The following is a 12784-nucleotide window of genomic DNA, read 5'->3' on the forward strand; positions in this document are numbered from 1 at the left end:
TCGAAATAAAAAACCCGCAAAACCTAGGGTTTGTGCGGGTTTGTCGGCATGTATCGGGGTGTATCGGTCAGTCTTCCCTACGCATTTGTGGGAACAAAATCACATCGCGAATACTTGGCGCGTTGGTGAGTAGCATCACGAGGCGGTCAATGCCAATCCCGCAGCCGCCCGTTGGCGCTAAGCCGTGTTCAAGTGCGCGAACATAGTCGGCGTCGTAATGCATGGCTTCGTCGTCACCCTTGTCTTTCAGATCAACTTGAGCTTGGAAGCGCGCTGCTTGGTCTTCAGGGTCGTTCAACTCTGAGTAACCGTTAGCATGTTCACGGCCAACGATGAATAATTCAAAGCGCTCAGTGAGTCCCGCTTGCGTGTCCGAAGCACGCGCCAGTGGCGAAACTTCAGCAGGGTAGTCAACGATAAAGGTCGGCTCCCACAGTTTGCTTTCGGTGTTTTCTTCAAACAAACTCAATTGCAAGCCGCCAATGCCAGCAGTCAGCACTGGTTTTCCGCCTAGACGCGCAATTTCGGCTTTGAGGAAATCCGCGTCGATCAATTGCGCGTCGGTGTATTCTGGGTTGTAGTGCTGAATGGCTTGGGCAATGGTAAAGCGGGTAAATGCTTTGGATAAATCAACCGGTTTGCCTTGATATTCAATCACCGTGCCGCCACAGACTTCTTTGGCGCAGGCACGAATAATGCCTTCGGCCATTTCCATCATGCGTTGGTAGTCGGAATACGCTTCGTAGAATTCGATCATGGTGAATTCTGGATTGTGGCGCGTGCTCATGCCTTCATTGCGGAACGAGCGATTGATTTCAAATACCCGCTCTAAGCCACCAACAACCAGACGTTTTAGGTAAAGTTCAGGCGCAATACGCAGATACAGCGGCATATCGAGCGCATTATGATGCGTCACAAATGGCTTGGCCGTTGCGCCACCGGGGATCGAGTGCATCATTGGGGTTTCGACTTCGAGGTAGTCTTCGTGCACCATAAATTCACGCAAGCGCTGGATGATTTTTGAGCGTTTGATGAATGTGCTGCGGCTATGATCGTTGGTAATCAGATCAAGATGGCGCTGACGATAAATTTGCTCTTGATCGGCCATGCCGTGGTGTTTGTCTGGCAATGGACGCAATGATTTGGTCAAGAGGCGCAATTCAGTCACGAGGACCGATAACTCGCCGGTTTTGGTTTTCATTAGCGTGCCGCGTGCAGCAACGATATCGCCCAAATCCCACGTTTTAAAGTCGTCATACACGGCTTCGCCGACGCTTTCTTTGCTGATGTAAAACTGGATGCGGCCAGTGCCGTCTTGAATGGTGGCAAAGCTGGCTTTACCCATGACACGTTTGAGCATCATGCGACCGGCCACGGCAACCATCACCGCTTGCGATTCTAGTTCGGCTTTTTCGAGTGCATTGTATTGGTCGTGCAGCGGGCCAGAGAGGTGCTCACGCTTAAAATCGTTGGGAAAAGCAATGCCTTTGGCGCGAATGGCGGCCAGCTTGGCGCGGCGCTCTAAGATAATTTGATTTTCATCAACCGCTACTTCGACGGCTTGGCTTGCAACTTGATTTTCACTCATCGTTTTTCCACTCAATACACTTAATGACATCAGGGAGCGAATGATCGCCCCCTGCTGGGATACTAAAAATTAAACGCCTTGTTTCAGGCTGGCTGCAATAAAGTTGTCTAGATCACCATCCATGACGCCTTTAATATTGCCGACTTCGAAGCTGGTGCGTAAATCTTTGATGCGGCTTTGGTCGAACACGTAAGAGCGAATTTGATGCCCCCAGCCGATGTCAGACTTGGTCGCTTCGAGCGATTGCTGTGCTTCCATGCGTTTACGTAGCTCAAGCTCAAACAATTTGGCCCGTAGCATTTTCCACGCTTCATCACGGTTTTTATGTTGTGATCGATCGTTTTGGCATTGCACGACGGTATTGGTCGGAATGTGCGTTAGGCGAACGGCCGAATCAGTTTTGTTAATATGCTGACCACCAGCGCCTGAGGCGCGATAGGTATCGGTGCGCACATCAGACGGGTTGATGTCAATTTCAAAACTGTCATCGACTTCGGGATACACAAAGACCGAAGCAAATGAGGTGTGGCGACGGTTGTTTGAGTCGTATGGCGAGCAGCGAACTAGGCGATGAACGCCGGTTTCGGTGCGCAAAAAGCCATAAGCATAATCGCCAGTCAGTTTGATGGTGGCTTGGCTGATGCCGACGATGTCGCCATCGGACTGCTCCATCACTTCAACGGTAAAGCCTTTGCGCTCGCCATAGCGAACGTACATTCGCAATAGCATGCCAGCCCAATCTTGCGCTTCGGTGCCGCCAGCGCCAGATTGAATATCAATAAAGCAAGGATTGGGATCCATTGGGTTATTGAACATCCGGCGAAACTCGAGCTTGGCCACTTCGGCTTCAAGTACGGCGTATTCTTGCGCGATCACTTCGGCGGTGCCAAAGTCGTTTTCTTCTTTGGCCATTTCAAAAAGCTCAAGCGAATCGTTGACGCCATCGGCGACACGATCCAAAACCAGAACGATGTCCTCTAGGGCTTTTCGTTCTCGACCAACTTCTTGGGATTTTTTGGGGTCATTCCAGGTTTCTGGCGCCTCAGAAAGTCGAACGACTTCTTCGAGTCGATCGACTTTACCGGGGTAGTCAAGATAGCGCTTAAGTTCGTCTGCGCGTACGCCTAGCTCTTTGAGCTGGTTTTCAATCTGATTAAGCTGTTCCGCTTCCATGCGATAGAATCCGCGTTTGCTATTGCAAAACCGTGAATTATATCAGTCTGTGCGCCTTCGCAGTAGCGGAAATGCATAACTAAACCTCGCTAAGTGCAGTTTTAACGATTAATCGGTGGCGTAGCTCGCGCAGCGCCGCTGAAATCATCGCCAAATCTGGGGTGGCGGCCCGCAGCTCGGTAAACATAGCGCCAACTCGTTCTCGGGCGTTGCTGTTATGCGCCAGCCAATCGCTCAGATTGTCGGGGCTTTGTTGCCATGCTTGCATAAATAGCTCTTTATGTAGGCGTTGCAAATCATCACGCACTGCCAAACGCGCGAGCGTTTGCCAGCGGCTTTCACGCGGCAATTGCTCGATGGCGAGTGCCAACCATTTCAGCTCTAAAGCCTCGCCCAGCGCCAAATACATCCGCATGTGCTCGGCCAATTGCCCGGAGTCATTACTGCACTGACTGAGCTCAAGCAAAGATTGCGCCTCTTGGATCGCCAGCACCTTCATCGCCAATCCGGTGCTTACGCCAGTGGTTTGCCACTGCAAGGCTTGCGTTTGGTGGCTTGGACTGCTGGCCAACCAGAGTGGCAGCTGGGGTAGGGCCAATGCAGCGCAAGTTCGCATGTGATCGAGCGCCGGCTTGCTTAAGGTTTGTTGTAGTAACCAGCGAGCCACACGCTCAGTTTGACGACGCACTTGCAATAAGAGGGTGTTTTGACCTTCGCTACTGCATTGATCGACGTTGAGTTCGATTTCAAGTGCCAGCGCTTCACTGTCAAGCAAGCTTTCGGCGGCAATTAAAGCATCGACAATATCGCTGCAACTGCGCTCAGTTTCTTCTTGTAAGCGATAAACCGAGTTGGTGCCAAAGCGATTGACAATGTGATTGGTCAGCACAGTGGCAATAATTTCACGCCGTAAAGGATGCAAAGGCAGTTGGGCGGCAAAAGACTCGCGTAAGCGGCTTGGGAAGTACTGGCTCAGGCGTTGATCCCATTTACTGGCGTCAATTAACGATTCGTCGAGCAGATTTTGCTTAATGACAATCTTGGCATAAGCCATTAGCACCGCAATTTCCGGCCGAGAGAGTCCGAGCCCGAGTGTTTGCCGCTCAATCAGTTGATTGTTGCTCGGTAGGTATTCGATATGGCGAGAGAGCTTGCCCGCAGCTTCCATCGATTGCATTAAGCGCAGATGAACTGAAGCCAAAGACAGCGACTGCGAAAACTCCAGCGAGATGGCGAGGGTTTGCAATTCATTGTCACGCAATACCATATGACCCACTTCGTCAGTCATGCTGGCGAGCACTTCATTGCGCTGCTTGAGCGTTAAATCACCATCGGCGACGATGCGGCCCAGTAAAATCTTGATATTCACTTCATGGTCTGAACAATCCACACCTGCAGAATTATCAATCGCGTCAGTATGAATTCGCCCACCATTGAGGGCGTATTCAATGCGCCCCAATTGCGTAAAGCCTAGGTTTCCGCCTTCGGCGATCACCTTGCAACGTAAGTCTCGGCCGTCGACGCGAACGGCGTCGTTGTTTTTGTCGTTCACTTCAGCGTGAGTTTGCGCGCTCGATTTTACATAAGTGCCGATGCCGCCGTTGTAGAGCAAATCGACCGGCGCTTTGAGTAGTGCTTGAATCAGCTGATCGGGCTCGAGTTCCTTGTCTTCAATTTGCAGTAAGTGACGTATTTGCTCGGAGAGCTTAATTTTTTTCAGGCTACGGGCATATACCCCGCCACCCTCTGAAATCAACGCCGGATTATAATCAGCCCATGAAGAACGCGGTAGTGCATACATGCGTGCGCGCTCGGCAAACGCGATCGCGGTATTGGGTTGCGGGTCGAGGAAAATGTGGCGGTGATCAAAGGCGGCAATTAACTGGATCGTGGGTGTGCGCAGCAAACCATTGCCAAATACATCGCCCGACATGTCGCCAATACCAACGGCGGTAAACGGGTCCGTATTGGTGTCGATGCCCATTTCACGGAAGCTGCGCTCGACAGAAATCCATGCACCTCTGGCGGTAATGCCCATTTTTTTATGGTCGTAACCCACCGAGCCGCCGGAGGCAAACGCGTCGTCCAGCCAGAAGTTATATTCTTGCGAGATGGCGTTGGCGATATCTGAGAAGGTGGCCGTACCTTTGTCGGCGGCAACCACCAAGTAAGGATCGTCGCCATCGCGGCGCAAGACATCGGCCGGTGGAATAACTTGTCCGTTAATAAAGTTGTCGGTTAAATCCAGCAAGCCACGGATAAAGGTCTGGTAGCAGGCGACACCGCTAGCGAGCAAGGCTTCGCGCTCAAGCGGTGGGTTTTTAACGATAAAACCCCCTTTTGAGCCCACCGGCACAATCACGGTGTTTTTGACCATTTGTGCTTTTACTAGGCCAAGCACTTCGGTACGGAAGTCTTCGCGCCGATCTGACCAGCGCAAACCGCCACGCGCCACTTTGCCGCCGCGCAAATGCACGCCCTCAACTTGCGGCGAGTACACAAAAATTTCATACAGTGGCACCGGCTGCGGCATCATCGGCATTTGGCCAGAGGCAATTTTGAGCGATAAGTAAGCTTTGTTGCCATCGTCTTGATAAAAATTAGTCCGCAAGGTGGCTTGAATGGCCGATAGCAGGCCGCTAATGATTTTTTCATCATCAATATTGGGCATGGCGCGCGCCGCTTGCGCGATTTCTTCGAGTACGATTTCAGCGACTGCGGGTTCGGCTTGTCGTGGGTGCTGCAGTAATTCAAAAGCGTGCACCAATTGCTGGGCTTGCGTGCCATAGCGCAGCAGGCAATCGGCAATCGTATCCATGTCGTACTTGAGCGCAACTTGTTTTAAAAAGCGCGAATAGGCGCGCAAAATCAGCACGTCGCGCCACGCTAGGCCGTTATGCAAAATCAGTTGATTGAGTTTGTCGTTTTCGGCCGCGCCTTTGGATAGCGCAATAAAAGCGGCTAAAAAGCGGAGTCGTTGCTCGGCCGACTCAAGCGACGCTTGTGCTGGTAGACGTATGCCAATGTCGACAATCCATGCCGCTTGCGCCTCAAAGTGAATGGTGTAGGGGCGCTCATCGAGTATGCGTACGCCAAGGCTTTCAAGCAGCGGCAAAAAGTCGGACAGTTCAATGGTTTGATGTTGATAGAGTTTTAAGCGCCAGACCATTTCGTCCAGCGCGCTGCCTGGGGTGAGCGTAGCGACCAGTTGCTGGGTTTGCAGTGCTCGTTCGAGGGCTTCCACATCGTGGATGGCCACTCGGGCCGAAAAATCAGCGCAGTAAGCAGCAGGAAATGCATTGATGTATTTTTGCTGCAGCGTGCCGCCTTTTTCTTCACCAAAGCTTTGGATTAATTGCTGATGCAGACCATCTTGCCAGCGCTGTGCGAGGTGTTCAATTTCGACTTCAATGGCTTTGGCGTCGTATTGCGTGGCGCTGGTGGCTGAGCGGCGAACGATGTAATGAATTCGAGCCAGCGGGTTGTCGCTCAATAACACATTAAATTCAGTCGCACTGCCGTTGAGGTGTTGCATTAAAAGATGGCCAATCTTAACGCGCACGTCGGTGCTGTAATTGTCGCGCGGCACAAAGACCATGACCGAGACGTAGCGTCGATAAATATCATCTCTAAAAAACGCCCGCACGCGGTTTCTTTCGTGCAAATTCACCACGCCACTGGCAATACGCGCCAGCTCAGCGGCTTCAATTTCGATGAGTTCGTCGCGCGGATAGGTATCGAGCACATTGAGCAAGGCTTTGCCGCGATAACCGGTCAGCTCGGCTCCGCAAAGGGCCATAGCGCGATCAATTTTTTGCCGCAAAATTGGGATTTGACGCGGCGGTGCGGTATAGGCGCTGGCCGAATACAGGCCAACAATGCGTAATTCACCGATTAATTGGCCGGCAGCGTTCACGTTGCGCAGCAATACCGTATCTAAATACACCGGACGATGGACGATGGAGCGATGGTCCGACTTGGTGAGCATTAATAGGCGCTCGGGGGCGTAAGCGATTTGTCGCAGATCGGGCGAAAGCCCCGTCCAAACGTGCGATGGCGCGGCCAGTCCGTTGTCGCGCAGCAGGCCTTTGCCTGAATGCGGAACCACATTGAGTGACTCGTCATTAAATTGGTAGTCGCGCAAGCCTAAGAAAACAAAATGCCCAGACAATAGCCATTCCAAATAGGCAATGGTTTCAGTCACAACAGCGCGAGGCAGTGGCGGTGGATCGCTACGCAGTTGTTCGAGTGCCGCCATCACACGATCGGTCATGGCAGGCCAGTCGGCGACGGAGGTGGCGATGCTATCGAGCGCTTGATTGATCTCTTGTTCGATATGCGCCATATCGGCCGCATCGCTAATGCGGTTGATTTCAAAGTGCATCCATGACTCAGCGCAGCCTTGTGGATCGAGTCGGCTGATTCGGCCCTCAGTGTCACGTAGCACTTTAAATACCGGATGTATAACGCTGTGCGCGGTGTATTTTAAGCGGGTTAGAACAATACCCACCGAATCGACTAAGAACGGCATATCGTCTTGAACGATTTCGATGACGGTGTGCGGGCATTGCCAGCCGTGTTCGCTTAAGTTGGGGTTGTAAACGCGAATAAGGCGTTGCTGTGGCAGGCGCGGCGCAGCCATGCGCCAGTGCGCCAGTAGTGCGCCACCTAAATCTTCGGTCGCACGGGCCTGTAAGTCATCTTCAGGTACGTTGGCATAATATTGCTGTAGCGCCATGGCGATATCGGCAGTGGTGTGTTCGGTGGCCCAGGTGTGGAGGGCTTGCAAAGGCGTGACTGTGCTCATTTTGACTGGTGCCTATCGACTGGATGCAGTCCTCCACTGTAGACGGTGTTGAGGATCCTTCCAACAAGGGTTACCACCTATTTAATGGCTTAATTGCTTTGGTGACAGAGATCTAAGGCGTTGAAGTAATGAACGTTTGAATAAAAGACGCAATTAAAATGACTGACGGGTAATAGTTCTATATCATAGAATGCTAATGTGTGCCTTGCCCGTCGCCAACCCAGAGGCCGTAGTTATGAGCCAAGCTTGCTCTATCCTTGCTAATCCAATCTCAGCGCGAATGACCGCATCGGCCGAGGTCGACCCCATGTTGCTCATGTGTCGTGATCTGGCGCTCGACATGCTGAGCCAGTCCATGGATGGTTTTTTTGAGCGACTAGAAGAGACTTATTTTAAACTGGCCGATACCACGTTTGATCGTAAGTTGCGCGATGACTACTTCGCCGCGCGAGAAGCTACGCACCAGAAGCGCGATGTGCTGGCGGCGCAATTTAAGCACCATTTTTTGTCGGGCTTTAATGATCGGATGAATCCAGCATCGCGTCTTGATGCGTCAGAAACGAGAAGTCCTTTTTATCGGGTTCAAGCCAATTTGGATCAATTGAGCTTGGTGGCCAATGACGAGTACGAAGAAAACCTCTCCGCCGATTTGGTCGTTAAGGCGTTTAAACATACTGGGGGAGCGGCGCTGACCGAGCTTGAGCAGCGTTTTGCCAGTTTAATGCCTGCGCAGGCGGATGGTGCGACTAATCCGCTGTCGCCAGAGGCGATTTGCGACGCGTTTATGCAAGCATGCAAACAGCTTGAAACTGGGATTGACGCCCGCTTAGTGGCGCTCAAAGCCTTTGAAAGTGAACTATCTAGTCAAGTGGCCGACGTGTATCGGCATGTCAATCAATACTTAATTACTCAGCATGTTGAGCGGGTGATGCCAGGCTCGATCCAGCGGCAAGCCCAAACCCCGTCTTCATTTGAGCCACAAGCCAGCACCAGTACCAATGCCAATACCGCGCAGACCACAACGTCGAGTATGGCAGCGCACTTGGCACCACAGACACAAACGCCGGTACAGCATAACGGGGCAGATGCCGCGCCGAGTTGGATGTCATTTTTAGAGGTGTTGCAACATAAGCCGCCGGTGGGCAGTGCGCTCAATGGCGCAGATGAAGCGGCCTTTGAGCGCAATCTGTTAGGCGTATTGCGGCATTCGGGTTGGGCCAAAAACCTAGCGCAAATGGATGCAATGACATTAGAGCTCATCGCTTTATTGTTTGAGCGCATGTTTGATGATGCGCGATTGTCGGTTTCGGTGAAGGGCTTGATTGCACGGCTGCAAATTCCAATTTTAAAAGTTGCCATGCTGGATGCTGGGTTTTTTGCCAATAAAAAACACAGCGCGCGGGTTTTACTGGATACCTTGGCGGAAATCACGCTCGACGAGCCCGATATGCGGGCTGGCGATGCGCGTTACGATCAAATTGCGCTGATTGTGGCGCAAATTGGTCAGCAATTTACTGATGATGTGGTCGTTTTTGAGCAAGCGCTGGCGGCACTAAGCGCATTGCAAGACGCTGAAGTCGCGGCACTTGACGCTGCGCTGCAAAGCAATGCCCAAGCTTTACTGCAAAACGAAATGGCCGAGCTGGCCACCGCCACCAGCGAGGCCTTAGTGGCATCGCGCTTAAACCAGTCGGAGTTGCCGCCTTTGGTGCGTGATTTTTTAGCGCAATATTGGCCCCTCGCTTTGGCGCAGAGTTTTGGTCGTATTGGTGAGCGTGCGCCTGCGTTTATCGCCGCCCTAAAAACCATGGACGATTTGATTTGGAGTGTGCAAGCCAAGCAGGGCGCAGATGCACGGTTTGCCTTGGTCAACGTATTGCCCGGCATGCTTAAATCATTAGAAGACATCGCTCGCGAGCAGGGCATGAGTGATGTCGCAGCCAAGGCTTTTTTTGCCGAATTAGTGCATTGCCATGCGGCCGCGATTCGCAATGGTTTGCGTCCCGCCGTTACCCCCGTTGTGGCACCTCCCGAGCTGATTTTGCCATCGATCGACAATGAGGTAGCCAAAGAAAATAAAGACACCTTGCCGTGTGCATCTTTGCCGCCGCAGCGTGATTTTCCGGTTCGGGGTGAGTGGGTGGAGTGGGTCGGTGAGCAAAATGAAGTTTTACGTTTACGTTTGTCGTGGATTAGCCCGAAGGCGACGCGTTATTTGTTTACTAATCGGCACGGCGGCAATAGCCAAGCGTTTTTACACGCCGAATTGCTCGAAGCGCTCAATAGCGGCCGAATTCGTCGCATCCAAACCGGCAGTAGTTTGATGGAGCAAGCTTTGGATGAATTAAAAAGCAATTTAAACTAAATCGAGCGACCACAATGCATGGTTGTCGTGGCATGGCTATCGTGGCATGGCCTTGGGATGTAGCGGAGTTGGTGGTATTGACCTTTGTCCATAACACGGCGACCCAGTTATGATGTGGACTCGGTCGCGTCGCGCGGTGCTTAGTCAAAGCCTTCATCGCGCACGGCGATCATTCTTGACCGGCAATTTCCGTGATTTAGCGGGTTGATCGGCATGGATTGGGCCGATCTTCGCGTTAGATGCATTCAAGTGGCATTATTTTTCAGTAAACTGGGTAATTTTCCTGGTCGCAAAGGCAATCAAGGCGGCTAGCTCTGTTAGAATCTTGCCCCATGATCAGACTTAAAACACTCACACTCCGTCGCGGCACCAAGGTGCTCCTTAATCGTGTCGAACTCACACTACAACCTGGTTCAAAAACCGGGGTAGTTGGAGCCAATGGCGCGGGTAAATCCAGTTTTTTTGCCTTATTGCGTGATGAAATTCATGCCGATGAAGGCGATTTAGAAATGCCACCTCGGGTGGCGATTGCGCACGTGGCGCAAGAAACCCCAGCCTTGCCGTGCTCGGCGCTTGATTACGTGCTGGATGGTGATCTTGAGCTGCGCAAAATCGAAGCCGAAATTGCGGCGATCACCTACGACGCCGATGATGACGGTATGGCGCATGGTGAGCTATTTGCTCGCCTTGAAGCCATTGATGGCTATACCGCGCAAGCGCGTGCGGCTAAATTACTCGCTGGTTTGGGTTTTTCTTTAGAAGAAAATTCACGCCCGGTATCGAGTTTTTCCGGCGGTTGGCGGATGCGTTTAAATTTGGCGCAAGCGTTGATGTGCCGCTCAGACCTATTGCTACTGGATGAGCCAACCAATCACTTGGATTTAGAAACCGTAGTTTGGCTGGAAGAATGGCTCAAAACCTACCCAGGCATGTTGTTGATTATTTCGCATGATCGCGACTTTTTAGACAGCACCATCAAGCAAATTTTGCACGTTGATAACGCGCAACTCACCGTTTACACCGGTACTTACGAAGATTTTGAAAATCAATGTGCTGAGCGCTTAGCACAGCAATCGCAAGCTTTTGACAAGCAACAACGGCAAATTGCCCATTTAGAAAGCTTTATTACCCGCTTTAAAGCCAAGGCCAGTAAAGCCAAGCAGGCGCAAAGCCGGGTAAAAGCTTTGGAAAAGATGGAAAAAATCGCCGCCGCACACGTGGATTCGCCGTTTAATTTCTCGTTCCGCGAGCCCGATTCCAGCCCAAATCCTTTGGTACATCTGGAAATGGCATCGGCAGGTTACAGTGCCGAGCATCCGATTTTATCGGGCATTAATCTTTCCGTGGATAACTCAGCGCGTCTGGGTTTGCTCGGGGTGAATGGCGCGGGTAAATCAACGTTTATTCGCTCATTAGCCGGTGAACAAGACTTGCTATCGGGGATTCGTACCGAAGGTAAAGGACTGAAAATTGGTTACTTTGCGCAGCATCAGCTGGAATACTTGCGCATCGACGAGTCACCGCTATGGCATATGCAAAAAATCGATCCGAATACGCGTGAACAAGAGCATCGTAATTTCTTGGGTGGGTTTAATTTCCACGGCGCGATGGCGCTCAATCCGATTGCGCCATTCTCTGGTGGCGAAAAAGCGCGTTTGGCTTTGGCTTTGCTGATTTGGCAAAAGCCGAACCTGTTGCTGCTCGATGAGCCGACCAATCACTTGGACATCGAAATGCGTGAGGCGCTGACGTTTGCGCTGCAAGATTTTGATGGTGCTTTGATTGTGGTATCGCATGATCGACACATTTTGCGCGCCACGGTTGATGATTTTTGGTTGATCGAAGACGGTAAAGTTCAGCCTTTTGATGGCGATTTGGACGATTACACGCGTTACAGCCAAGAAAAACGCAGTAGCGACAAGTCGGCCACCATTTCGGCGAATACGGTGAGCAATAGCGCGGCACCAACGGTGAATCGTAAAGAGCAAAAACGCCTTGAAGCCGAAGCACGGCAAAAATTAGCCAATGCGCGCAAACCGCTGGAAAAAGATTTGGCGCGAATTGAAGCTGAAATGGCCCGAATTAACGCCGAGCAAGCCACCGTTACCAGCACTTTGGCCGATGAAACCTTGTATTTGCCTGAGCGTAAAGATGCGTTGCAAAAAATCTTGGCCAGCGAAATCAAACTCAAAGAAAAACTCGCCGAGCGTGAGCTCGCTTGGGTGAGTGTGAGCGAAGAAATCGACAACCTGTCAGTCTGATGATGTATTGCCCGCCAAGCTATGATGGTATTGATCTGGCGGGTAATACCTAAGGGTAGATATGCGATCAAATTGGGCTATTTTCTTGGTTTGGGCGCTGGTGTTAGCGTTGATTTACTGGGTGTTTAGTAGCTTTATTGCTCAGCAATATCAGCCCAAAATGCAGATCGTCCAAACAGATAATGCCGCTGAGCTCACTTTGCAGCGAGCCAGAGACGGCCATTTTCGCATTAACGGCCATATCAATAGTGCTGCGGTCACGCTATTGCTCGACACGGGAGCAACCTCGATTACGCTGAGTGAGCGCTTGGCGGCACGGCTTAATTTGCCACGCGGCGAGTCGTTTATTGCGCGCACCGCCAATGGCGAGGTAGCCGGTTACGAGTCCAGATTGAGCGAATTAAGTTTTGGCCCATTTCGGTTTACCAATGTCCGAGTCGGGGTGCTGCCTAATTTGGGCAATGAAGTCTTACTGGGGATGAATATCATTCGTCACTTTGATCTTCGCACCCAAGACCAGCAAATGCATTTAAAACTGATCGAGCAAAATTGATTGATCGTGAATAAAAAATAGGCCGCTTCGATAGCGG

The 12784-nt window shown here is 51.5% G+C and carries 6 protein-coding genes; 3 read left to right on the plus strand and 3 right to left on the minus strand.

Features of this window, described 5'->3' with window-relative positions; genetic code table 11:
* Positions 1 to 67 precede the first annotated feature (67 nt).
* The 3 genes from lysS to Q0V82_RS08650 all read right to left on the minus strand — a co-directional run bounded on the left by lysS (position 68) and on the right by Q0V82_RS08650 (position 7568).
* On the minus strand, positions 68 to 1588 hold the full coding sequence (gene lysS, locus Q0V82_RS08640; protein ID WP_297574738.1) for a lysine--tRNA ligase: 1521 nt from the start codon (positions 1586 to 1588) through the stop codon (positions 68 to 70).
* A gap of 69 nt (positions 1589 to 1657) precedes the next feature.
* Positions 1658 to 2761: a peptide chain release factor 2 gene (prfB, locus tag Q0V82_RS08645; protein ID WP_297574740.1), complete on the minus strand. Its 1104-nt coding sequence runs from the start codon at positions 2759 to 2761 to the stop codon at positions 1658 to 1660.
* Between the two features lie 79 nt (positions 2762 to 2840).
* A complete protein-coding gene (locus tag Q0V82_RS08650; RefSeq protein ID WP_297574742.1) occupies positions 2841 to 7568 on the minus strand; it encodes an NAD-glutamate dehydrogenase in 4728 nt (1575 codons plus the stop codon).
* A 196-nt stretch (positions 7569 to 7764) separates the two neighbouring features.
* Between Q0V82_RS08650 and Q0V82_RS08655 the strand changes: the two genes are divergently transcribed.
* From Q0V82_RS08655 to Q0V82_RS08665, 3 genes are all read left to right on the plus strand, one after another.
* A complete protein-coding gene (locus Q0V82_RS08655) occupies positions 7765 to 9933 on the plus strand; it encodes a DUF1631 family protein (protein ID WP_297574744.1) in 2169 nt (722 codons plus the stop codon).
* A gap of 332 nt (positions 9934 to 10265) precedes the next feature.
* Positions 10266 to 12194 carry an ATP-binding cassette domain-containing protein gene (locus Q0V82_RS08660; RefSeq protein WP_297574746.1) on the plus strand — a complete coding sequence of 643 codons (1929 nt, stop codon included), beginning with the start codon at positions 10266 to 10268 and terminating at the stop codon, positions 12192 to 12194.
* Positions 12195 to 12255: 61 nt separating this feature from the next.
* Positions 12256 to 12747 (plus strand): TIGR02281 family clan AA aspartic protease, encoded by a 492-nt coding sequence (locus Q0V82_RS08665; RefSeq protein WP_297574748.1) that lies wholly within the window; start codon positions 12256 to 12258, stop codon positions 12745 to 12747.
* Positions 12748 to 12784: the final 37 nt, after the last annotated feature.

Source organism: uncultured Deefgea sp. (assembly GCF_947072475.1).
Taxonomy (GTDB): Bacteria; Pseudomonadota; Gammaproteobacteria; order Burkholderiales; family Chitinibacteraceae; genus Deefgea.